The sequence below is a fragment of the Amycolatopsis sp. NBC_00348 genome (assembly GCF_036114655.1).
Classification (GTDB): domain Bacteria; phylum Actinomycetota; class Actinomycetes; order Mycobacteriales; family Pseudonocardiaceae; genus Amycolatopsis.
Genome location: NZ_CP107994.1, coordinates 6,628,665 through 6,650,739 on the forward strand (window position 1 = coordinate 6,628,665; position 22,075 = coordinate 6,650,739).

Annotated in this window: 29 protein-coding genes; 8 read left to right on the forward strand and 21 right to left on the reverse strand. The window is 71.0% G+C overall.

The features are described 5' to 3' along the window. Positions 1-12: 12 nt before the first annotated feature. A complete protein-coding gene (locus OHS58_RS28745; protein WP_326944101.1) occupies positions 13-489 on the forward strand; it encodes an Lrp/AsnC family transcriptional regulator in 477 nt (158 codons plus the stop codon). 2 nt (positions 490-491) lie between these two features. Here the strand turns inward: OHS58_RS28745 and OHS58_RS28750 are convergent, their stop codons facing one another. Continuing rightward, positions 492-1,016 carry an adenylate kinase gene (locus OHS58_RS28750; RefSeq protein WP_328644632.1) on the reverse strand — a complete coding sequence of 175 codons (525 nt, stop codon included), beginning with the start codon at positions 1,014-1,016 and terminating at the stop codon, positions 492-494. Further along, positions 1,000-1,464: an Lrp/AsnC family transcriptional regulator gene (locus OHS58_RS28755; protein ID WP_328644633.1), complete on the reverse strand. Its 465-nt coding sequence runs from the start codon at positions 1,462-1,464 to the stop codon at positions 1,000-1,002. The genes OHS58_RS28750 and OHS58_RS28755 overlap by 17 nt, the downstream gene beginning before the upstream one ends. A gap of 93 nt (positions 1,465-1,557) precedes the next feature. Between OHS58_RS28755 and OHS58_RS28760 the strand changes: the two genes are divergently transcribed. From OHS58_RS28760 to OHS58_RS28770, 3 genes are all read left to right on the forward strand, one after another. Further along, entirely contained in the window at positions 1,558-2,397 is an 840-nt protein-coding gene (locus OHS58_RS28760) for an LLM class flavin-dependent oxidoreductase (RefSeq protein ID WP_328644634.1), read from the forward strand. Then, positions 2,394-2,822, forward strand: coding sequence for a nucleoside deaminase (locus tag OHS58_RS28765; protein WP_328644635.1), 429 nt, complete (start codon positions 2,394-2,396; stop codon positions 2,820-2,822). Before OHS58_RS28760 ends, OHS58_RS28765 begins: the two co-directional genes overlap by 4 nt. Before the next feature lie 142 nt (positions 2,823-2,964). Beyond that, a complete protein-coding gene (locus OHS58_RS28770) occupies positions 2,965-3,462 on the forward strand; it encodes a hypothetical protein (RefSeq protein WP_328644636.1) in 498 nt (165 codons plus the stop codon). Here OHS58_RS28770 and OHS58_RS28775 read toward each other — a convergent pair whose 3' ends face one another. The 11 genes from OHS58_RS28775 to nucS form a co-directional block, all read right to left on the reverse strand. Then, complete coding sequence (locus OHS58_RS28775; RefSeq protein WP_328644637.1) at positions 3,463-5,232, reverse strand: 3-hydroxyacyl-CoA dehydrogenase family protein; 1,770 nt, start codon at positions 5,230-5,232, stop codon at positions 3,463-3,465. Positions 5,233-5,350: 118 nt separating this feature from the next. Next, positions 5,351-6,043: a dihydroxyacetone kinase phosphoryl donor subunit DhaM gene (dhaM, locus tag OHS58_RS28780; RefSeq protein WP_328644638.1), complete on the reverse strand. Its 693-nt coding sequence runs from the start codon at positions 6,041-6,043 to the stop codon at positions 5,351-5,353. Continuing rightward, positions 6,040-6,669 (reverse strand): dihydroxyacetone kinase subunit DhaL, encoded by a 630-nt coding sequence (gene dhaL / locus OHS58_RS28785; RefSeq protein WP_328644639.1) that lies wholly within the window; start codon positions 6,667-6,669, stop codon positions 6,040-6,042. Before dhaL ends, dhaM begins: the two co-directional genes overlap by 4 nt. Continuing rightward, positions 6,669-7,670, reverse strand: coding sequence for a dihydroxyacetone kinase subunit DhaK (gene dhaK, locus OHS58_RS28790; protein WP_328644640.1), 1,002 nt, complete (start codon positions 7,668-7,670; stop codon positions 6,669-6,671). The genes dhaL and dhaK overlap by 1 nt, the downstream gene beginning before the upstream one ends. A gap of 66 nt (positions 7,671-7,736) precedes the next feature. Further along, the gene (locus OHS58_RS28795; protein ID WP_328644641.1) at positions 7,737-8,741 is read right to left on the reverse strand and encodes a DUF3558 domain-containing protein; all 1,005 of its coding nucleotides are present in this window, start codon (positions 8,739-8,741) and stop codon (positions 7,737-7,739) included. 47 nt (positions 8,742-8,788) lie between these two features. Beyond that, entirely contained in the window at positions 8,789-9,082 is a 294-nt protein-coding gene (locus OHS58_RS28800) for a hypothetical protein (protein ID WP_326944111.1), read from the reverse strand. Positions 9,083-9,094: 12 nt separating this feature from the next. Continuing rightward, entirely contained in the window at positions 9,095-10,789 is a 1,695-nt protein-coding gene (locus tag OHS58_RS28805; RefSeq protein ID WP_326944112.1) for a sodium:solute symporter family protein, read from the reverse strand. Between the two features lie 196 nt (positions 10,790-10,985). Then, a complete protein-coding gene (locus OHS58_RS28810) occupies positions 10,986-11,762 on the reverse strand; it encodes a hypothetical protein (RefSeq protein ID WP_326944113.1) in 777 nt (258 codons plus the stop codon). A gap of 541 nt (positions 11,763-12,303) precedes the next feature. Further along, a complete protein-coding gene (locus OHS58_RS28815; protein ID WP_328644642.1) occupies positions 12,304-12,450 on the reverse strand; it encodes a hypothetical protein in 147 nt (48 codons plus the stop codon). Between the two features lie 99 nt (positions 12,451-12,549). After that, positions 12,550-12,759, reverse strand: coding sequence for a DUF1653 domain-containing protein (locus OHS58_RS28820; protein ID WP_328644643.1), 210 nt, complete (start codon positions 12,757-12,759; stop codon positions 12,550-12,552). Next, entirely contained in the window at positions 12,760-13,419 is a 660-nt protein-coding gene (gene nucS / locus OHS58_RS28825) for an endonuclease NucS (RefSeq protein ID WP_247057078.1), read from the reverse strand. 36 nt (positions 13,420-13,455) lie between these two features. Between nucS and OHS58_RS28830 the strand changes: the two genes are divergently transcribed. Next, positions 13,456-14,004: an NUDIX hydrolase gene (locus OHS58_RS28830; protein WP_328644644.1), complete on the forward strand. Its 549-nt coding sequence runs from the start codon at positions 13,456-13,458 to the stop codon at positions 14,002-14,004. Between the two features lie 20 nt (positions 14,005-14,024). Here OHS58_RS28830 and OHS58_RS28835 read toward each other — a convergent pair whose 3' ends face one another. Beyond that, a complete protein-coding gene (locus tag OHS58_RS28835) occupies positions 14,025-14,798 on the reverse strand; it encodes an enoyl-CoA hydratase-related protein (RefSeq protein ID WP_328644645.1) in 774 nt (257 codons plus the stop codon). Then, positions 14,795-15,757, reverse strand: a complete 963-nt coding sequence (locus OHS58_RS28840; protein WP_328644646.1) for a GlxA family transcriptional regulator — start codon at positions 15,755-15,757, stop codon at positions 14,795-14,797. Before OHS58_RS28840 ends, OHS58_RS28835 begins: the two co-directional genes overlap by 4 nt. Before the next feature lie 71 nt (positions 15,758-15,828). Between OHS58_RS28840 and OHS58_RS28845 the strand changes: the two genes are divergently transcribed. Further along, the gene (locus tag OHS58_RS28845; RefSeq protein ID WP_326944118.1) at positions 15,829-16,383 is read left to right on the forward strand and encodes a cysteine hydrolase family protein; all 555 of its coding nucleotides are present in this window, start codon (positions 15,829-15,831) and stop codon (positions 16,381-16,383) included. Here the strand turns inward: OHS58_RS28845 and OHS58_RS28850 are convergent. The 6 genes from OHS58_RS28850 to OHS58_RS28875 form a co-directional block, all read right to left on the reverse strand. After that, positions 16,376-18,391 carry a protein meaA gene (locus tag OHS58_RS28850; protein ID WP_328644647.1) on the reverse strand — a complete coding sequence of 672 codons (2,016 nt, stop codon included), beginning with the start codon at positions 18,389-18,391 and terminating at the stop codon, positions 16,376-16,378. The two genes, OHS58_RS28845 and OHS58_RS28850, sit on opposite strands and share 8 nt — an antisense overlap. A gap of 93 nt (positions 18,392-18,484) precedes the next feature. Continuing rightward, a complete protein-coding gene (locus OHS58_RS28855; protein WP_328644648.1) occupies positions 18,485-19,021 on the reverse strand; it encodes a hypothetical protein in 537 nt (178 codons plus the stop codon). Between the two features lie 68 nt (positions 19,022-19,089). Continuing rightward, on the reverse strand, positions 19,090-19,428 hold the full coding sequence (locus tag OHS58_RS28860) for a hypothetical protein (protein WP_328644649.1): 339 nt from the start codon (positions 19,426-19,428) through the stop codon (positions 19,090-19,092). Continuing rightward, the gene (locus OHS58_RS28865) at positions 19,410-19,622 is read right to left on the reverse strand and encodes a hypothetical protein (protein ID WP_328644650.1); all 213 of its coding nucleotides are present in this window, start codon (positions 19,620-19,622) and stop codon (positions 19,410-19,412) included. Before OHS58_RS28865 ends, OHS58_RS28860 begins: the two co-directional genes overlap by 19 nt. Positions 19,623-19,683: 61 nt before the next feature. Further along, positions 19,684-20,205: a PH domain-containing protein gene (locus OHS58_RS28870; protein WP_328644651.1), complete on the reverse strand. Its 522-nt coding sequence runs from the start codon at positions 20,203-20,205 to the stop codon at positions 19,684-19,686. Positions 20,206-20,214: 9 nt separating this feature from the next. After that, complete coding sequence (locus tag OHS58_RS28875; RefSeq protein ID WP_328644652.1) at positions 20,215-20,619, reverse strand: hypothetical protein; 405 nt, start codon at positions 20,617-20,619, stop codon at positions 20,215-20,217. 127 nt (positions 20,620-20,746) lie between these two features. Here OHS58_RS28875 and OHS58_RS28880 point away from each other — a divergent pair, with 127 nt between their 5' ends. Both OHS58_RS28880 and OHS58_RS28885 read left to right on the forward strand, forming a co-directional pair. Beyond that, complete coding sequence (locus OHS58_RS28880) at positions 20,747-21,376, forward strand: LysE family translocator (RefSeq protein ID WP_328644653.1); 630 nt, start codon at positions 20,747-20,749, stop codon at positions 21,374-21,376. After that, positions 21,376-22,002, forward strand: coding sequence for a LysE family translocator (locus OHS58_RS28885; RefSeq protein WP_328644654.1), 627 nt, complete (start codon positions 21,376-21,378; stop codon positions 22,000-22,002). Before OHS58_RS28880 ends, OHS58_RS28885 begins: the two co-directional genes overlap by 1 nt. Positions 22,003-22,075: the final 73 nt, after the last annotated feature.

Below are 22,075 nucleotides of genomic sequence, written 5' to 3' on the forward strand. Positions count from 1 at the left end.
TATCATTCGCCGATGTCCGAGAATGTCGAACTCAGTCCGGTTGATCTTGACATTCTGCGCCTGCTGCAGAACGACGCCCGGATCACCAACAAGGACCTCGCTGCCGCGGTCGGCCTGGCGCCGTCGACGTGCCTGGACCGGGTGGCGCGGCTGCGGGACACCGGCGTGATCACCGGGCAGCACGCGTCGGTCGACGCGGCGAAGCTCGGGCGGCCGCTGGAGGCGTTCCTGTTCGTCCAGGTGCGCCCGCACCGGCGGCCGCTGGTGGACCCGTTCATCGAGCACCTGCTGTCCCTGCCCGAGGTGCGCGCGGTCTACCACCTGACCGGGCCGGACGACTTCCTCGCGCACGTCGCCACCAGCTCCGCCGGCGAGCTGCAACGGCTGGTGCTCGACGAGCTGACCGCCCGCGACGAGGTCGCCCGCGTCCACACGAACCTGGTGTTCCAGCACTGGAGCGGTGGCCCCCTGCTGCCACCCGGTGCTTGACGTCAGAGTGTCTCGAGCCAGCGGCGTGTCTGGCGCGGGGACGTCATGCGGAGGACCGAGGGGCACGGCGGTTCGGCGGCCCAGCCCCGGATGGTCGCCCGCTTCCGCGCGAACGACGCGAAGTGCCAGCGGATGATCGAGTCGGCGGAGAACATCTGGCGGAACGACTCGACGTTGCCGTTGCAGATCCGCTCACGGGTCACCGACCGCACGGCCGTCCGGCGCAGCAGGCGGCCCAGCGAAAGCCCGCGCGGGTAGTCGAGACCCACGATGAGCTGGGTGCGGGGCAGCACCACGTCCTTCCACCGGCTGTACGCGGCGTCGAGGACCCAGCGCTCCCCCGCGCAGACCTCCGCGATGCGGCGGCGCTGCTCTTCGTCGGGCACCTGGACCCAGCCCGGCTGCCAGGTCAGGTCGTCCACGGAGTGGTACGGCAGGCCGGTGCGCTCGGCGATCCGCGCGGCGAGCGTCGACTTGCCCGAGCCGGTGACGCCGTAGACGACGATCCGGTCAGGAGTCGAGGTCACGGGCGGGCTCCTGCGGTCCTCGGTAGGGCAGCGTCTGGCTGTAGACGATGCTCGTAGTCGTGCTGCCGAACTGGGCCAGCTCGTCCATCGTGCGCTCGAGGTGGGCCATCGAGGCCGCGGCGACCTTGAGCGTGTAGCAGTCGTCGCCGGTGGTGCGCACGCATTCGAGGATCTCGAAGCGCTCGGCCAGCAGCTTGTGCAGCGGCTCGTGGCGGCTGCCCGGGTACTTGAGCCGGACGACGGCGAGCACCGCGTACCCGACCTTGCCGAGGTCGATGTCCGCGCGGTACCCGGTGATCACGCCGGTGGCCTCGAGACGGCGGAGGCGTTCGGTGGTCGCGGACGCGCTGAGGTTCACCCGGCGGCCCAGCTCGGTGAGGGGCAGCCGGGCGTCACGCTGGAGCTCGACCAGGATGGCCCAGTCGGTCGGATCGAGACTCTCGATCATCCGGCGAATATACCGCGAGATCCACGGCCGAAGCCGGCGAACGCCGTGGCCGATCCCTTCCGATCAGGGGTTTCCCCTCGTTAGCCTTGGTGGGTGAAGATCGGCGTGAACGTCCCCAACTTCGGCCCCGGCACGGATCCCGGCGCACTGCGCTCGTGGGCGCAGACCGTCGAAGGCCTCGGCTACGACCTGCTGATGGTGTCCGATCACGTCGCGATCACGCCCGACGTCGCGGCGCAGTACCCGGCGCCGTTCTACGAGCCGTTCACGACGCTGTCGTGGCTGGCCGGCGTCACGACGCGGGTGCGCCTGGGCACCACCGTGCTGGTCGTGCCGTACCGCCACCCCCTGCTGGTCGCCCGGATGGCGGCGAACCTCGACCAGCTCAGCGGCGGCCGGCTCGTGCTCGGCGCCGGCATCGGCTGGGCGAAGCAGGAGTTCGACGCGCTGGGCGTCCCGTTCGAGCAGCGCGGGAAGCTCACCACCGAGTACCTGCGGGCGATCCGCGCGGCCTGGGCCGAACACGACGACTACCGCGCGGGCCCGATCCCGCTCTGGCTCGGCGGGAGCAGCGACGCCGGGCTGCGCCGGGCGATCGAACTCGGCGACGCGTGGCACCCGTTGCGGCTGACCATGGCCGGGTTCCGGGAAGGGTTGGGGCGCTTGACAACCCTGGCCGGCGACCGGCCGGTGCCCGCGTTCGCGCCACGGATCCTGCTGCGGCTGACGAACGCGCCGGTGACCGGGCCGGACCGGCGCGCCGGCGAGGGCACGCTCGACCAGGTCCTCGACGACCTGGCGCGGTTGCGGGACCTGGGTGCCGACACCGTCGTGCTCGACCCGTTCGACGCCGACCCGGCCGAAACCCTCCACCCGGAGGTGGCTTGGCGAGACCTCGCGGTGATTGCCGCGTCCTGGAAGGAGAAACTGTGAACGACACCGAGGAAACCCTGCTGCGGCGGGCGATCGAGCTGGCCCGCGAAGCGCGTGAGGTGCACGGCAACCCGCCGTTCGGCTCCCTGCTGGCGGACGCCGACGGCACCGTGCTGGCCGAGGACCGCAACACCTCGATCACCGACGACGACATCACGGCGCACCCCGAGCTGAAGCTCGCCCGCTGGGCGGCGCAGCACCTGGCCCCGGAGGTCGCGGCGACGACCACGATGTTCACCAGCACCCAGCCGTGCGGGATGTGCGCCGGCGCGATCGAGCGGTCCGGGCTCGGCCGGGTCGTCTACGCGCTGTCGACCGAGCAGTTCCTCACCCTGCGGCCGCCGGTCACCTGGGGCGGTCACAAGCTCGACGGCCCCGCGCTGTTCGACGAGGCCCGTGTGCCGGTCGAGGGGTACTACCGGTAGCGGCCAGCAGCCCCGGAACCGGGCACTGGCGAGCGTTGCGCCAACCGAGCACGATCCGGGCCCCGAGGTAACGGGCGTCATCTTCCGGACGACCTCCTTCGCACGAACGGACCCGCCGATCGTGCCGACCGGAGGTGTCCCGATGACCGACCTGTACCAACCGGATCCCGGCGCGCCAGCGGCCGCACCGGCTCGGCCCGGGTACCGGACCAGCCCGTGGCGTCTGCTGCTCGCGGCCACGGGCGGCGCGGCGCTGGTCGGCGCGCTGTGGGCCGGCCTCGGCCTGGCCGGTTCCGGCGGTCCCGCGGGCCCGTCCGGGGACACGTTCGACCTCCGTGGCACCTTCACGTTGACCAGCGGCGGGGACGGCTTCGGCACGTGCGTCGGCTCCGGCGGCTACGCGGACATCGCCGGTGGCGCCGCGGTCACGGTCTACGACGCCGCCGGCAGCGTGCTCTCCCGGGGCGCGCTCGGCACCGGACGGCCGGCGGGCATGGGCACCTGCGTGTTCTCCCTGTCCGCGCAGAGCGTCCCCGCTGGCGAGCAGATCTACCTGGTCGAGGTCGCCCACCGCGGCCGGACCATGGTGACGCCGCAGGACGCGCGCGACGGCAACGTCGCGCTCAGCCTGGGTGGCTGATCAGTAGTCCTTGAAGCCCTTCCCGGTCTTCCGCCCCAGCCGGCCGGCGGTGACCAGGTGCTCCAGCAGCGGCGCGGGCGCGAAGCCTTCCTCGCGGAACTCGTTGTAGAGCGTCCGCTGGATGGCCAGGGAGACGTCGAGGCCGACGACGTCCAGCAGCTCGAACGGGCCCATCGGCAGGCCGCAGCCGACCTTCATCGCCGTGTCGATGTCGTCGGCGCCGGCGTAGTGCGCCTCCAGCATCTTCACGGCGTCGTTGAGGTACGGGAACAACAGCGCGTTGACGATGAAGCCCGCGCGGTCGCCGCAGTGGACGGCGTGCTTGCCGACCGCCTGGCAGACCGCGCTGGCCGTGGCGACGACGTCCGGGGCCGTGGCGATCGTCGACACGACCTCCACCAGCTTCATCACCGGGGCCGGGTTGAAGAAGTGGAGACCGACCACATCACCCGGCCGCGAAGTCGCCGCGGCGCACTCGATCACCGGCAGGGAGGACGTCGTCGTGGCCAGGACGGCGCCGGGGCGGACGACCTCGTCCAAGGCCGCGAACACCGCCTGCTTCACCGAAAGTTCCTCGGCCACCGCCTCGACGACCAGGTCGACGTCGGCCAGGGCGTCGAAGTCGGTGACCGGGGTGATCCTCCCCAAGGCCAGCGCCGCGTCCTCTTCGGACAGCCTGCCCTTCACCACGGCCTTGTCGAGCGACTTCTTCACCTTCGCCACGGAAGCCTGGGCCTTCTCCAGGCTCCGGGCCCGCAGCACGACGTCGAGGCCGCGCTTCGCGAAGACCTCCGCGATGCCGGTGGCCATCGTGCCGGTGCCGACCACGCCGACCTTCGCGACCGGCCGCGGCGCGACACCGTCCACAGTGGACGTCGCCGTGGCGTCCGCGACCACGTTCGGCGAGTCCGGCGCGTCGTAGGTGTAGAAGCCGCGGCCGGTCTTGCGGCCGAGCAGGCCCGCGGTGATCATCTGCTTGAGCAGCGGCGCCGGCGCGTGCAGCCGGTTGCGGGACTGGTGGTACATCGTGTCGAGGATCTCGTTCGCGGTGTCCAGCCCGATCAGGTCGAGCAGCGCGAGCGGGCCCATCGGGTAGCCGCAGCCGAAGCGCATCGCGGCGTCGAGGTCCTCGCGCGTGGCGTAGCGCTGCTCGTACGTCCGCACCGCGTGGTTCAGGTAGCCGAACAGCAGCGCGTTCGCGATGAACCCGGCCCGGTCGCCGATCACCACCGGCACCTTGCCCAGCCGCTCGGCGAACGCGACGACGTCGGTGACCACCTCCGGCTCGGTGACCACGGTCTTCACGATCTCGACGAGCTTCTGCACCGGCGCCGGGTTGAAGAAGTGCATGCCGACGACCTTGCCGGGGCGCGCGGTGTGCACGCCGATCTCGGTGATCGAGAGCGAGGACGTGTTGGACGCGAACACGACCTCCGGCCGGGTGACCTTGTCCAGCTGCGTGAAGACGTCGGCCTTGGCCGCCAGGCTCTCCGGGATCGCCTCGACCACGAGGTCCACTTCGGACAGATCCGAGAGCGTGGTGCTGTACCGGATCCGGCCCAGCAAGGCCTCGCGGCCGGCTTCGTCGAGCTTTCCGCCGGACAGGGCGCGCTCGGTCGAGTGCTCCAGGTGCCCCCGGCCGCGCGCGACGCCCGTCTCGTCCAGCTCGACCGTGATGACGTCGAGGCCGCTGCGCGCGAGCACTTCGGCGATACCGGCCCCCATCGTGCCGAGGCCGACCACTCCGACTGTCGAGATGTCCCGCGCCATCGAGGCCTCCAGTGATGTTACTCGCCGGTAATTGCCCCGATACTGCCACGCGCCGCCTTCTGAAGCCCAGACGGAATCGAGTCAGAACGGCGTTTGTCACCCGGTCGGCAACGCGGGCTCACTCGCCGAAATTGCCCTCCACCAGCTCTTTCGCCTTGGCCAGCGCCTCGGACGCCTGCGGGCCGCTCGCCCGGACACGGATCCGATCACCTTGCCGGGCGCCGAGCGACATCAGAGCCAGCACGCTGTGCCCGTCGGCCTCCTGCTCGCCGAGGCCCACCTTCACCTCGGCGTCGAACGCGCTCAGCGTGCGCACCAGCACCGCGGCCGGCCGCGCGTGCAGGCCGACCTCGTTGTGCAGCTCCAGCTCGATCTCGTCACCACCACCACCACCACCACCCCCGCCGGTGACCGGCGGAGCGGGCATCAGGTCCTCGGGCATCCCGGCCGCCGCGGCGGCCTCCGCCACCGCCTTGCGGTCCCCGCCGGCCTGCGCGGCGACGGCCGCCGCGATCGCGCCCTCGACCAGCGGGCCGTCCGCGACGAGGGCGGCCGACGGGTCGGCCAGCGACTCGACGGCCAGCTCGGCGGTCATCTGGGCGCTGCCGAGGTCGTAGAGCAGCACCACCCCGGCCCCGGAGTCGGCGCGCTGGGTGGCCGCGACGACCTCGTCGTAGTCCGTGCCGATCCCGCCGTCGGGCAGGCCGCCGGCCGGCAGGATCGTGACGTCCGGGGCCATCTGGGCGGCCAGTTCGGCGAGGCCTTCCGCGAGCTTCCCGCTGTGCGACACGAGCACGATGCCGACGCTCACCGGGCGGCTCCCGCGAACGCCCGCAGCAGCAGGGCCGACGAGCGCGCGCCCGGGTCCAGGTGGCCCACCGCCCGTTCGCCGAGGTAGGACGCCCGGCCCTTGCGCGGCACCAGGTCCACTGTGGACTCGGCGCCGCGGTCGGCGGCGTCGGCGGCCGCGGTCAGCACCGCGGCGACGTCCCCGCCGTCCTCGGCCGCCTTCTCCGCGGCCGAAAGGGCGGGGATCAGGGCGTCGACCATCGTCGCGTCGCCGGCCACGGCCTTCCCGCGGGCCTGGACGCCTTCGAGCCCGGCGCGCAGCGCGTCGAGCAGCGCCGGGACGTCGAGCTCGGCGGTCGTGCCCAGCTTGGCCGAGGCACGCAGGAAAGCCGTGCCGTACAACGGGCCGGCCGCGCCGCCGACCTTGGAGATCAGCGTCGTCGCGACGAGCTTCAGCACCCCGCCCGGGGTGTCCGGCTCGGCGGCGTCGAGGGCCGCGACGACGGCCGTGAAACCGCGGTTCAGGTTCTCGCCGTGGTCGCCGTCGCCGATCGCGCGGTCGAGCTCGATCAGCTCGGCGCGGTGCTCGGCGACGACCGCCGCGGCGGCGCGCACGGCCGCCGCGACCCCCGCGGACTTGCAGGTCATCAGAGCCCCCACCGCAGGGCCGCGGTGTTGACCGGCGCGTCCCACAGCTCCGTCAGCTCGTCGTCCAGTTTGAGCAACGTCAGACTCATCCCCTGCATCTCGAGGCTGGTGATGTACGGCCCGACCAGCCGGCGTTCGACCACGATCCCACGCTCGGCCAGCAGCCGCTCGGCGATGCCGTGGGCCAGGTAGAGCTCGACCAGCGGGGTGCCGCCCATCGAGTTGGTGAACAGCAGCACACGGTCCCCAGAGGCGAACGGCAGGTCCGAGACGATCGCCTCGACCATGCGCGCGACCAGCGCGTCGGCCGGTTCGAGCGGGATCCGCTCGCGGCCGGGCTCACCGTGGATGCCAATGCCGAACTCGATCTCGTCGTCGGCGAGCTCGAAGCTGGGGGTGCCGGCGTGCGGCACGGTCGGCGCGGTCAGCGCGACGCCGATCGAGCGCACCTGGCCGATCACCTTCTCCGCCAGCGCGGTCACCGCGTCGAGCGAGTCGCCGCGCTCGGCGGCCGCGCCGGTGATCTTCTCCAGCAGCACCGTGCCGCCGACCCCGCGGCGGCCGGCGGTGAACGTCGAGTCCTTGACCGCGACGTCGTCGTCGATCACGACGCTGCGCACCTCGAGGCCCTCGGCGGCGGCCAGCTCGGCGGCGGTCTCGAAGTTGAGCACGTCACCGGTGTAGTTCTTCACGATCAGCAGCGCCCCGGCGTCACCCGTGGTCGCGGTGACGGCGGCCTGCACGGCGTCCGGGGTGGGCGAGGTGAACACCGCGCCCGGGACGGCGGCCGCGAGCATGCCCAGGCCGACGAAGCCGCCGTGCAGCGGTTCGTGCCCGGCCCCGCCGCCGGAGATGACGGCGACCTTGCCCGCGACCGGGGCGTCGGCCCGGACCACGACGTCCGGGTCCTCCTGGACGCGGAGGATGTCGGCGTGCGCGGCGGCGAGGCCCCGCAGCGACTCCACGACCACGTTCGCCGGATCGTTGATGATCTTCTTCACGGCAACCTCCGGCACATCAGCGGGTGGGTGCCCTCTTCCTACATCTCCGCGCGGCCGTACGCCAGGTCAGGGTTTCGGGAGCAACGTGACGACGTTCTTCGCGACGGTGACCGCCTTGCCGCACGGGTCGTCCTTGTCCGCCTGGGCGTCGTAGTTCTGGTAGCGCACCTGGGCCAGTTCGACGTCGTCGCCCTGCCACGGCCGGTGCTGCCACTCCACGTCGCACTGCGACGAGCCCGACGTGCCCTTCTTCTGGAAACCGGTGATCCCGCCACCGAGGTCCACCTTGGAGTAACCGTCGCCCACGATCGGGGGCAGGCCCGGCAGGAACCCGACCGTCACCGTCGCGGAGGCGGCCTTGGCCTTCCAGTCGCAGGCGTGCAGGCCCGACGGCGCCGGCTTCGCGGACGGCGCGGCCGAGGCGACCACAGAGGACTCCGCCATCGTGCACGGGTCGGCGGTCAGCAGCGTGCCCGGCGGCGTGGAGTACTTCTCCGGCGAGCTGTGCAGCTTCTGCACGACCGCGTCCATCAGCGTCTGCCCGGGACGGCAGGGATCACCCGGGTAGGCGACCGTCAGGGTGATGGCCGTGTCCGGGTTCAGCGCCGTCATCGCCGCGACCGTGCAGTCCGAGTCGTCGGTCTTGTCGACGCGCAGCGGCAGCCCGCCGACCAGGCCGGTCGTCTTGTCCGCGTGCGGCAGCAGGGTGTTGCCGATCTCGAAGTCGAGCCGGATCTCCTTGCCGCCGGGGTCCTTCACCTTGTTGGTGCAGCGGTCGTAGGCGATCGACGACGGCGTCGGGTCCTCCTCGACCGTGCCGAGGCCGAGCGCGCCGAGGGCGTCCTTGGTCAGGAACTGGCACGGCTTGATCGTGCGGAGGGCGCCGGTGGCCACCGCGGCGTCGGTGATCGGGCCGTCGGTGGCCGGGCCCGAACCGGCCCCCGCGGGCACCGTCGTCCGCGCGAAGTTGGACCGGCCGAGGTCCTGCCCGCACGCGGTCAAAGTCAGCGTGAGGGCGGTGACCAGCAGGAACAGCTTCGGGAGACGGCGGTGTCGAACGTCAGGGAGCACGCGATGCACGGTAGCGGCAGCAGCGCGCCGCTGTCCGGACAACCCGGCTATTCGCCCGCCGCCGGGGTCGTGTCGGTGGTCTCTTCGGTCTCGGTCTCGGCCGGCACGACCAGCGGCCGGACCTGCGCCCAGGTGAAGAACAGCGCGGCGACCACCAGCATGCCGATCCCGGCCCACAGGTTGATGTTCACCCCGGCCGCCTTCTGCAGCTCGGCGTCGGACGTGAAACCGATGCCCAGCACCGTGAGGATGACGCCGTAGACGCCGATCAGCAGGGCGATGATCAGCCGGATGTCGAAAGCGCCCGCCTTCTTCGGCCGCGCGCCGGACTCGGTAGCCATAACGGGGACCTCCTAGAAGATGACGTTGAGGGCGATGGTCAGGATGAGCACGATGCCCGCGAGCAGGCCCGGCTTGCGGTACCAGCCCGCGTTCTCGCCGGTGTTGTCGTGCTGCCGCGTCGCCTTCGGCGTCAGCGAGTAGACGAGACCCACCAGTTCTTCGTCCGGCTTCGGCTTGGTCGCCAGCGAGACCACGACGCTCACCACGATGTCGACGACGAACGCGGTCCCGGCGGCCACGAAGCTGGTGCCCTGGCCGCTCAAGCCGATCACCCCGGCCTGCGACAGGCCCCAGACGGTGATCGCGGACGCGGTGCCGAGCAGCAGGCCGCTCCAGCCGGCGTGCGGCGTCATCCGCTTCCAGAACATGCCCAGGATGAACGTCGCGAACAGCGGCGCGTTGAAGAACGAGAACAGGTCCTGCAGGTAGTCCAGGATGTTGCCGGAGTTCGAGGCGATGAACGCGGTGCCGATCGCGAGGACCGTGCCGACCGACGTGACGATGCGCCCGAGACGCAGGTAGTAGCCGTCCGGCTTGTCCTTCTTGACGTACGTCTGCCAGATGTCGTACGTGAAGACCGTGTTGAACGAGCTGAGGTTCGCGGCCATGCCGGCCATGAACGAGGCCAGCAGGCCGGCGATCGCGATGCCGAGCATGCCGTTGGGCAGCAGGTCGCGCATCAGCAGCAGGAGCGCGTTGTTGAAGGTGACGCCGCTTTCCGCGGTGCCGCCGTCGAGCAGGACCTGCTTGTCCTTGACGTACTCGGACACGGTGACCGCGGCGATCATGCCGGGGATGATCACGATGAACGGGACCAGCATCTTCGGGAACGCGCCGATGATCGGCGTGCGCCGCGCGGCGGACATGCTCTTCGACGCCATCGCGCGCTGCACCTCGACGAAGTTCGTCGTCCAGTAGCCGAACGAGAGCACGAAGCCCAGACCGAACACGATGCCGAGGATCGAGAGGATGTTGTTGCCGAAGCCCGTCAGGTTGTCACCGGGCCACGAGTGCAGCTGCGCGGTGCCGCCCGGGCTGCCGGTGACCTTGTCGACCAGGCCCTGCCAGCCGCCGACCTTCACCAGGCCGATGATCGTCAGCGGCACCAGCGCGATCACGATCACGAAGAACTGCAGGACCTCGTTGTAGATCGCGGCGGACAGGCCGCCGAGCGCGGTGTAGGAGAGCACGATCACGGCGGCGATGATGATCGACACCCAGATCGGCCAGCCCAGCAGCAGGTTCACGACGCTGGCCAGCAGGAACAGGTTCGCGCCCGCGATCAGGATCTGAGCGGCGGCGAAGCTGATGCCGTTGAGCAGGTGGGCCGGCTTGCCGAAGCGGCGGCGCATGAACTCCGGGACGCTGCGGACCTTCGAGCCGTAGTAGAACGGCATCATCACGATGCCGAGGAACAGCATCGCCGGGATCGCGCCGATCCAGAAGTAGTGCACGGTCGGCAGGCCGTACTGGGCGCCGTTGGCCGACATGCCCATGACCTCGACCGCACCGAGGTTCGCGGAGATGAACGCGAGGCCGGTCACCCAGGCGGGTAGCGAACGGCCCGACAGGAAGAAGTCGAGACTGCTCGACACCTGCCTTCGGGCCAGGTACCCGATGCCGAGCACCAGGACGAAGTAGAACGCCAGCTCGATGTAGTCGATCGCGTTGGCGTCGAGTCGCAGGTTCGCATCGGCGAGAAGCACCCGACCCACCTCCCGGCTGTACTTTCAAACTGGACAAGAACCGACAGGAATCACCACTGTCCTGTCGGATCCGGACAGTACTGCATGGTTTCCGGGTCGGCACGCTGAGCTGTCCATTGTGCACAGAGGGCGCGTTTCCCGGTCTCTGACCAGTGGAAACGCGCCCTCGACGCCGCGGGAGCGACTCAGTTGGGGATCATCGATCGGTCGGGACGGCGATCTCGCCCTCCTCGTCGATCAGCCGGGCGAGCACGTCGTCGGGCAGGTAGGTGCGGTGCGGGTACTCCGGACCCCACGAGTTGAGCAGCGGCACCGCGCCGAGCTCGTCGGCCCGCGGGTTGCCGAGGACGGCGTGCACGTCGTCGACCGACTTGGCCCAGCGGAAGGCCGCGATGCCCTGCTTGGCGTCGGGGACGTACTTCTCCCGCGCCTCCCAGTCGTCGTTCTTGTACGAGTCGTCCCAAAGGACGTGCCCGGCGTCCTTGAGCACCTCGGCGCCGGCGCGGACGGAGGTGCCGTTGTCGTCACCGGGGTTGGTCTCGGGCCATTCGTCGCCCTTCTTGGCCGCGTCCCAGAGCCAGCGGGCGGTGTACTCGCCGCCGTTGAACAGCGACATGCACCGCGACCAGCCGAAGCCGACGCAGGCGCCTTCCGCGCCCTGGTCGTAGAAGGCGTAGTTGGCGTCGGTGTCCGGGGTGCCGCCCGGTTCGAGGCAGACGCAGTGCCCGCCGCGGATCCGGCCGAGCGCGTCGGCGCCCGCCTTCGCGATGAAGAACTCGCCGGACTTCTCGTCCTGCTCCGGCGTGTCGAAAGCGGAGTACCAGTTGACCCCGATGACGACGGGCGACCGCGTCGGCCGGTCGTCGTCGGCGAGCGCCGACAACGGATACCGTTCGACGTGCTCCCAGTCGTCCGGAATGAACCGGCCCAGCCGCGGGTCGAGCGGATCGGAACCGAGCGGGCGATAACGCATGACTTCCTCCTCCGTGCAGGCGAAAACGCGCGCACATCGACCGGAGGACATGCGCACACCGAGCTCAAAGGCGGAAACAAACGTTGGCACGACGAAAAAGACGGCCGAGCGCACCACCCTCCGGCCACACCGGACGTACCGGCGGAACCCCTCGAATCGAGTATCCCACGAGCCGGACTCAATGGATCCGCACCTCACCCGAACAGCGCATTAAGATAAGACGGATGAAATGATCGGCCCACCGCAACGCGCGCTATCCGGTCAACAATTCCCCGGCCGGAGTAATGGCAGCCGAATCAGATACACGAATACGGCATCGATTCGGCATCACCGTGACAGCGGCGACGGGTGAAGCGACTCAGGTGCGTCTTCCCGCCACCGGACCGCCCGGAGGAAACATCCCTTCACGGCCTGTCCGCTCACGTGGAAACCCGGTACGGGCGCAACGACCGGGTGACCGTCCCGCGTGTGCTGTTCCTCGGTGTGCTCGCGCCGGCCGCGAGTTCGCCGATCTGCTGAACGAACAAGTCGCCACCGGCCCTCAGCCTGCAAGGGCGAAGAACAACCGGCACTCGAACGGCTCGACGTGGCGCTGGTCGACGCCGGCGGCCGGCAGGTGGAGGGTCGTCCGGGCGGTGCGGCGGCTGGTTCGTGGGCTCGGCGTCGTGGACGCCAAGGAATTGGTCACCGTCGATCCTGCTTCAGCAGGTGCCGGCGGAACAAGCCGAAGTGGCGCGGCGGGCACTCGAGAGCGCCGGGGCGACCGTCGAACTGTGGTGAAGGTGGCTCAGGAAGTCACCCGGCGGAAGCGCGGCACCGGACCGTCCGAAGTCTCGACCGTCTCGGTGAACATCGCTTCCGGGCGCACCCAGAGGCCCCGCTCGCCGTAGAGCGCGCGGTACACGACCAGTTGTTCCTCGGTCTCACTGTGCGACGCGACGCCGAGCACCTCGTACTCGTGGCCCTTGTAGTGGACGTAGCGGCCGGGCTGCACCACTCAGAACAGCCGGAACTCGTCGGACTCGATGCCGCGCAGCTCGTCGTAGTCCAGGGTCAGGCAGCGGATCCCGCGGTCCTCCGCCAGCGTGCGCGCCTGCGGCTTGATGATCTGGGCCGCGAACACGCCCTGCACCGGGGCCAGCAGCGGGTCGCGGTTCAGCAGCTCCAGGTAGCGCGTCAGCTGCTCGACGCCGTCGATCTCGCCGCGGCGCTTGATCTCCACCGCCACCGACTTGCCGTCGGCGTCGCGGGCCATGATGTCGACCGGGCCGATCGGCGTGGGGAATTCGCGGCGGACCAGGGTGTAGCCGTCGCCGAGGGTCTTGATGTGCTCGGCCAGCAGGGCCTGCAGGTGCGCCTCGACGCCGTCCTTCTGCAGGCCCGGCTCCGCGCCCAGCGCCTGGGAGTAGTCGTGGAAGATCTCCTCGATCGAGATCACCAGCTTCTCGCCCTGCTTGTTCTCGACGATCCAGATCTTGCCGTCCTCGATCAGCCAGCAGGGCGGGCTCATCCAGTTCAACGGCTTGTACGCGCGGTCGTCGGAGTGGACCGACACCGAGCCGTCGGACTTCACGAGCAGCAGCCGGGTAGCCATCGGCAGGTGGGCGGTCAGCCGGCCGGCGTAGTCGACCTGGCACCGCGCGATCACGAGACGCACCCGAGGAGGGTAGGACAGGTCCGGGATACTGGTCCGGTGGACCCCATTCAGCGTGTCGCGTCCCGCGAGGTGTACCGGAACAATTGGATGACCGTCCGGGAGGACGAAATCCGCCGTCTCGACGGCTCCGCCGGCATCTACGGCGTGATCGACAAACCGGCGTACGCGCTCGTCATCGCCCAGGACGGCGACCGGTTCCGGCTGGTCGAGCAGTTCCGCTACCCGCTCGGCGAACGCCGCTGGGAGTTCCCGCAGGGCACCGCGCCCGACCTGGCCGACGTGCCGCCCGGCGAGCTCGCGGCCCGCGAGCTGCGCGAGGAGACCGGCCTGCGCGCCGGCACGATGGTGACGCTCGGCCGGCTCGACGTCGCGGCCGGGATGAGCAGCCAGCGCGGCTGGGTGTTCCTCGCCACCGAGCTCACCGAGGGCGAGCCGGAGCGCGAGATCGAGGAGCAGGACATGCGCAGCGCCTGGTTCACCCGCGCCGACGTCGAGAAGATGATCCTCACCGGCGAGATGACCGACGCGCAGTCGCTCGCCGCGTGGGCCCAGCTCATGCTGGCCGAGCGGTACCCGATCAGGTGACTCTCGCCGAGATGCCTTGATCAGTCGGGCCAGGAGGGCTTGCGCTTCTCCAGGAACGCGGCCATGCCTTCGCGGGCGCCGGGCAGCTGCGACGCCGAGGCCATCACCTCCAGCGCGATCGCGTACGCGTCGGCCTCGGGCCGGTCCAGCTGGGCGTACAGCGTCACCTTGCCCATCGCCTTGCTCGCCCGGCTGCCCCGCGTCGCCCGCGCGAGCAGCTCCGCGACGGCGTCGTCGAGCTGCTCGTCCGGCACGACGCGGTTGACCAGGCCCCAGTCGAGCGCGGTCGGCGCGTCGACGACGTCGCCGGTCAGCGCCAGCTCCATCAGGCGCTTGCGGCCGATCGAGCGCGCCACCGGGACCGCCGGGGTGTGGCAGAACCAGCCGCCCTTGCCGCCCGGGAGCGCGAAACCCGCCGATTCGGCGGCGATGGCGAGGTCGCACGAGGCCACCAGCTGGCAGCCCGCGGCGGTGGCCAGGCCGTGCACCCGCGCGATGACCACCTGCGGCACCGACTGCATCGTGCGCATCAGGTCCGTGCACAACGCCAGCAGTTCGCGCACGCCCATCAGGTCGCGCGCGGCGACGTCGCCGAAGTCGTGGCCGGCGGAGAACACCGGGCCGGCGCCGGCCAGCACGATGCCCGTCGCATCGGACGTCCCGGCCTCGCGGAACGCGGCCAGCAGCTCGGCGAGGTGGTCCGCGGACAGCGAGTTGCGCCGTGCCGCGCGGTTCATGGTGATCGTGACGGTGTCGCCGTCGCGCTTGACCAGGATGTGCTCGTACTCGGTCATGCCCCGACGGTAACCCTTCGGAACGTGCGCCGGTAACTGTCCGGGCCGACGCCGACCTCGGCGCGCATCCGGCGCCGCAGGTTCGCCGCGGTGCCCAGGCCGGAGCGCTGCGCGACCCGTTCGACCGGCAGCTCGGTCGTCTCCAGCAAGCGCTGCGCGTACCGGACGCGCTGGACGCGCAGCCAGCGTCCCGGCGTCACGCCGGTGGCCGCGGCGAACTCCCGGTGGAACGTCCGCTCGCTCATCCGCGCGTGCCCGACCAGGTCATCGACACCGATGTCGTCGCCGATCCGGGCCAGCGCCCAGTCCATTGTGGACGCCATGCCCGGCTGGGCATTCGCCGGCGGCAGCGGGTTGTCGACGTACTGGCGCTGCCCGCCTTCGCGCGCCGGCGGCATCACCAGCCGGCGCGCGAGCGCGGCGGCGACGTCCGCGCCGTGGTCCCGGCGGACCAGGTACAGGCAGAGGTCGAGGCCGCCGACGACGCCCGCCGAGGTCAGGACGCCGCCGTCGTCGGTGTAGAGCACGTCGCGCCGCAGGTCGGCGCGCGGCGCGGCGACGGTCAGGGCGTCGAAGTCGCGCCAGTGCGTGGTCGCCGCGCGGCCATCAAGCAGGCCGGCGGCGGCCAGCGTGAACGCACCCGAGCACAACGCGGCCACCGTCGTCCCCGCGCGGTGCGCCCGCCGCAGGGCCGCGCCGGCGGCAGAAGGCACCGGAGCGAGCGGGTCGTCGCGGCCCGGCGCCAGCACGAGGTCGCAGCCGTCGAGCCCGGCCAGGCCGTGCGTGGCCGCGACGTCGCCGAACGGCGAGACGGCCGTGCGGACCCGGCCCGGGCTGCACAGCCGCAGGGTGAACGGGCCGATCCCGCTGTCGGTGCGGTCCTGGCCCCAGACCTCGCCGATCACCGCGAGGTCGAACATCCGGGTGCCGGGCAGGAGCAGGACGCCGATCGTGCGCATGGCAGAAAAGTACCGCATCGCGCGTCTTCTGCCACTCCCCTGGGCGTCACGGAACCGCGAAACTCGACGTCATGACCGAAACGGCACTCATCCTGATCGACGTCCAGCGCGGGTTCGACGAGCCCGTCTGGGGACCGCGCAACAACCCCGGCGCCGAAGCGAACATCAAGGCCCTGCTCGACGCGTGGCAGGAGCGGCGGCTGCCGGTCGTGTTGGTGCACCACGACTCGACGGGGCCGAAGTCGTCGCTGCGGCCCGGCCAGCCGGGCAACGACTTCAAGCCCGAACTCGACGGCGCGCGCCCCGACCTGGTGTTCGGCAAGCGGGTCAACTCGGCGTTCATCGGCGACGTCGACCTCGACGCGTGGCTGCGCAAGCGCGGCATCACGAGCTTCGTGCTCGCCGGCATCCAGACGAACTTCTGCTGCGAGACCACCGCGCGGATGGGCGGAAACCTCGGCTACGACGTGACTTTCGCGCTCGACGCGACGTTCACGTTCGACCTGCCGGGTGTGGACGGCGACGTCGTCACTGCCGACGAGCTGTACCGCGTCACGGCGGCGAACCTGCACAACCAGTTCGCCACCGTCAAGTCCACGAAGGACATCCTGGCGGGCCTCAGCTGAGGCCGTGGCGCTCCCGGATGAGCGAGACGATGCCGTCCATGATGTCGGTCAGCTCGTAGTCCTTGGGCGTGAACACCCGCGCGATGCCGCGTTCGGTGAGCAACGCGGCATCGTCGGGCGGGATGATCCCGCCGACGATCACCGGCACGTCACCCGCGCCCGCGGCCCGCAGGCCGTCGACGACGTGCGGCACGACCTCGAGGTGCGAGCCGGACAGCACCGACAGCCCGACGACGTGCACGCCTTCCTGGACGGCGGCCGCGGTGATCTGCTCGGGCGTCAGCCGGATGCCCTGGTAGACGACTTCGAAGCCGACGTCGCGGGCGCGGACGGCGACCTGCTCGGCGCCGTTGGAGTGGCCGTCGAGGCCCGGCTTGCCGACCAGGATCCGCAGCCGCTCGCCCAGTTCCGCCTCGGTGGCGCGGACGCGGGCGCGCACCCGTTCGATCCCCGGGTCGCCACCGCCCGCGGCGGTCGCGGAAACCCCGGTGGGCGCCCGGTATTCGCCGAACACCTCGCGCAGCGCGCCGGACCACTCGCCGGTGGTCACGCCGGCCCGCGCACAGTCCACAGTGGCCTCGAAGAGGTTCGCGGACGTCCGCGCGATCTCCTTCAACGTGGCCAGTGACCGTTCGACGGCGTCGCTGTCCCGCCGGCCGCGCCACTCCTCGAGCGCCGCGACGGCGTCCTTCTCGACGGCCGGATCGATCGTCTCGATCGCCTTCGCGCCCTCGGCCTGCAGCGGCGACGGCTCGGTCGTCGCGAACTTGTTGACCCCAACCAGCACCCGCTCGCCGTTCTCCATCCCGCGGCGGTACTCGGCCAGCGACCCGACCAGCTGCGACTTCATGTAGCCGCTCTCGACCGCGGCGACCGCGCCGCCGACGTCCTGGACGCGAGCGATCTCCTCGCGCGCGCCGGCCATGATCTCGTCGACCTTGGCCTGGATGACGTGCGAGCCGTCGAAGATGTCCTCGTACTCCAGCAAGTCCGTCTCGAAGGCGAGCACCTGCTGCATCCGCAGCGCCCACTGCTGGTCCCACGGCCGGGGCAGGCCGAGCGCCTCGTTCCACGCCGGCAGCTGGATCGCGCGGGCCCGCGCGCCGCGGGAGAGCGACACCGCGAGCATCTCCAGCACGATCCGCTGGACGTTGTTCTCAGGCTGGGCCTCAGTGAGCCCGAGCGAGTTGACCTGGACGCCGTAACGCAGCCGGCGTGCCTTCGGATCCGTTACGCCGTAACGATCCCGCGTGATCTCGTCCCAGAGCGCGGTGAACGCGCGCATCTTGGACATCTCCTCGACGAACCGGACGCCGGCGTTGACGAAGAACGAGATCCGCGCGACGACCTTGCCCATGTCGGCCGGGTCGACCTGCCCGGAGTCGCGGACGGCGTCGAGGACGGCGATCGCGGTGCACAGCGCGTACGCGACCTCCTGCGTCGGCGTCGCGCCGGCTTCCTGCAGGTGGTAGCTGCAGATGTTGATCGGGTTCCACTTCGGCACGTGGTGCACGGTCCACGCGATCATGTCGGTGATCAGCCGCAGGCTCGGGCCCGGCGGGAAGATGTAGGTCCCGCGGGACAGGTACTCCTTGATGATGTCGTTCTGCGTGGTGCCGGTGAGCTTCGCGAGCACCTCGTCGACGTCCCGGCCCTCGGCTTCGGCCTGCTCGCGCGCCACGGAGACGTACAGCGCGAGCAGCCACATGGCCGGCGCGTTGATGGTCATCGACGTGTTGGCCTCGGCGAGCGGGATGCCGTCGAAGAGCCGCCGCATGTCGCCGATGTGCGACACGGGCACGCCGACCTTGCCGACCTCACCGCGGCTGAGCTGGTGGTCCGGGTCGTAGCCGGTCTGGGTCGGCAGGTCGAAGGCGACGGAGAGCCCGGTCTGCCCCTTGGCGAGGTTGCGCCGGTAGAGCTCGTTCGACGCGGCCGCGGAGGAGTGCCCCGCGTACGTGCGCATCACCCACGGGCGATCCCGCTCGTGGTCGGATGGGTACGGCACTGTGCACCTCCGGCGCTGGTCGACCCACAGAGTGTACCGGCCGGTAACTTATGCGGCGGAGTGGAATCGGACACGTCCGGGTGACGGCCGCGCTCAGCCGGCGGCCCACGGCCGGGCCTGGACCTGCGCGATCAGGTCGCGGACGTACTCGGCGTCGGACAAGCCGACCAGCCGTACGGACCGAGCCAGGAACGCCCCCGGGTTCGCGGCCCCGGTCAACGACCCCAGCAGGCCGTCGGTGCTCCCGAAGGTGACGGCGCCGGCGCCGGCGCGCCCGGCCCGCACCACCGGCGGCGGCAGCGCGCCCAGGTACGCCGAGGCGCGGATCCTGCCCGAGACGCGATCGGCCACCACGACCCGCCGGTCGGTCACGGCGTACACCGCGCGGCGCAGAGCCCGTTGCCGGATGACGATCGGGCCCCAGGCGACCGCGAGCCCGAACGCGGCGAAGATCGGCGAGACGATCAAGAACCGCGCGTGCCCGAACAGCGGGATCCCCAGTGTCAGAAACCCCCAGACCAGACCGAAGACCAGCCGGTACCAGTCTTGGCCGTCGAACGCGACGCGCCGCGGCCGGTCCGACCACAGCAGGCGTTCTCCCGGCATCAGCACGTTCGTCGGCAGGTCCACCGTGGCCTCCACTCCCCAGTAAGCAGTGGGAACACGCACGCGTGGACCGGGTGGTTGCCTGTTCGGGGTCAGAAGAGCGAGTCACCCGGTTCGCCGGCCGCCTGCTTGCGCCGGGCCTCGCCGATCGCCTCGGCGAACAGGGCGCGTACTCGCTCCGGTTCGGCGATGCCCGTCAGCACGATCGGGAGGGGCACGGCCTTGATCCGGTGGGCGCCGTAGCGCGCCGCGGCCACGAGACGCGGGTCGACCGGGCCGAAGGTGATCGTCCCCGCGCCGCCGCGCTCCGGCACGACGACCGGCACGTCCAGCCCGGTGAGGGGCTGGGTCCGCGTGCGCCGCCACACGGCACCGGCGTCGACGACCAGCCGTCGGTCGGTGAGCACGTAGGTCAGGCGCCTGAGCTGCACGGCCGCAAGCCGAAGTGGAAGAGCAGCAGACCACCGCACCCGATCATCGCCAGCAGCGCGTGCGGTCTTTCGGCAGCGGCCTTGTCCGCCGCGAAGTACCCCACGACCGCGAGCACCACGGCCCCGATCAGCACGGCGTGGTGGTCGAGGCGGTTCAAGAGCGGCCGGTGGACCGGCTTTCCCGTCCACAGCACCTGTTCACCCGTGTAGGCCTGCACACCTGAGGCACGCTCCGGCGGGTGTCCGGGTTGCCCGTCAGGCGGCCGAACTGTCCGGTTCCGGCGGGGCCTGGCGGCTCTTCGCCTCGTCGATGGCCTTGGTCAGCAGGTCGCGGACGCGCTTGGGTTCGCCGACGCCCATCAGCGTCACCGAGCCGGGCTCGGGGAAAGCGAAGGTGCCCGTGCTCGACCGACCGGGCTTGAGGACCGGCGCCGACAGGCCGGCCAGTTCGCTGGAGCGTTCCTTCTGCCGGAACAGGCCCGAGCGCGCGATGATCCGGCTGTCCGTCACGGCGTAGGTCGTCCGGCCGAGCGCGAGGTAGCGGACGGCGGACCGGCCGACCGCGCCGTACAAGCCGGCCACCAGCACGACCAGCCCGGCGAGCATGCCCGCGCCTTCGGGTCGCTGCGTGAGGAGGAACCACAGCGCGGCCGCGGTGACGACGAGCCCGGCGGGGGCGATCACCCCGTCCGCGGCGACGTAGAACGGGCGCTGGACCGGCTCGCCCGCCCAGAGCACGCGCTCACCGGGTAGAAGATCGATTTCCCCTGCTGACATGGCCGAACACTACTCTGCCGGGGTGTCCGGCGCCGCATGCCGAGCGCGCTGTACGTGCGCGAACACCCTCTGTGCGTGGTCGATCTCGCGGAGCCTGAGATCGGGTTCGGCGTAGCGGTCGATGTGGACGACCCGGTGCCGGCGCCGACCTTCGGCGCCGGCGAAGGTGATCGTGCCGGCGAACTCGCCCTCTTCGTCGCTGTGGACGACGATCCGTTGATCGGTCACGAAGTACTCGACCAGATCGGCGTGCCGCCGCCGCGAGTATTCGGACCAGCCACCCGACACGAGGCCGAACACGGCCAGCACGGCGGCGAACGTCGTCTGGCCGAGGCTCACGAACACGACGACCGCGGCGACCCAGCCAGCACCGCCTTGTTCCGCTCTTCGGGCGGTTCGGGTCGCGGCGAACACTGCCACAGCAGGTTTTCGCCGGCTTGAAGCCTCAGTTCCCCCGGTACATACGGACAAACTACGCGCCGGACGCTGTGACGGAAATCCGCGAGACCGGACCGAGATCCGTCGGTTAGCGTGGGTAGCCGTGACGTGGAGTGTGTACGGGAGTTACCTGCTCATCGTGGTCCTGATCGTGCTCGCGCCGGGGCCGGACACGATGGTGATGCTGAAGAACGCGCTGTCCGGCGGCTTCCGGGGCGGGCTGCTCGCGTCGCTCGGGATCCTCACCGGGAACGTCGTGCAGGGCAGCGCCGCCGCGCTCGGGCTCGGCGTGCTCATCGCGAAGTCGCAGCCGGTGTTCCTCGCCCTCAAGTGGGTCGGCGCGGCCTACCTCGTCTTCCTCGGCTTCCAGGCGTTGCGCGGTGCGTTCCGCGGGCACTACGACGTCGTCGAGCAGACGCAGCAACGCCGTCGCGGCGGGGGTTTCCGGCGGTTCCGCGAGGGGCTGCTCTCCAACGTCACCAACCCGAAGGTGCTGGTGCTGTACCTCTCGGTGCTGCCGCAGTTCCTCGACCCCGGGCACACGACGACGTGGGACGCGCTCGCGCTGGCCTACACCACCGCCGTGATCGGCGGGCTGTGGTTGCTGGTGCTGCTGCTGTTCGTGCACCGCGTGCGCGCGTGGCTGGGCCGTCGCCGGGTCCGCCGGACGCTCGACGGCGTCACCGGCACCGCGCTGGTCGGGTTCGGCGCCGCCCTCGCCCTGGAGTCCTGATGACGTGGAGCACCTACGCCGGGTTCGCGGCGATGATGGCGTTGCTGGCGATGATGCCGGGCCCGGACACCATGGTGGTGCTGAAGAACGCGCTCACCGGCGGCGCGCGCGGCGGCGGCTGGGCGTGCGGCGGCATCAGCGTCGCGAACTTCCTGCAGGGCACGGCGGCCGCGCTCGGGCTGGGCGCGGTGATCACCCGCTACCAGCCGGTGTTCGTGACGGTGAAGTGGCTCGGCGCGGCCTACCTGGTGTACTTGGGCGTCCAGGCCCTGCGCGGCGCTTGGCGCGGCGACTACGAAGCGCTCGACGACGGCCGCCGGGCGCGCGCGTCCCGCGCCCGGCGGTTCCGCGAAGGGTTCCTCTCCAACATCACCAACCCCAAGGTGATCGTGCTGTACCTGTCGGTGCTGCCGCAGTTCCTGACCCCGGGCGTGACGGACCAGGGCGACGCGCTGCTGCTGGCGTACACGGTCGCCGCGCTGGGCGTGGTGTGGCAGGTGCTGCTGCTCTTGTTCGTGCACCGGGTGCGCGGCTGGTTGCAGCAGCGGAAGGTGCGCCGCGCCATGGACGGCGTCACCGGAACGGCGCTGCTCGGCTTCGGCGCGGCGCTGGCCCTCGAAGGCTGACGTCGCCCGCTCCCGGGGGCGACGCTGCCTGCCTCCGGGGTTGACGCGACGTTGCCTGCCCCCGGGGTGAGGC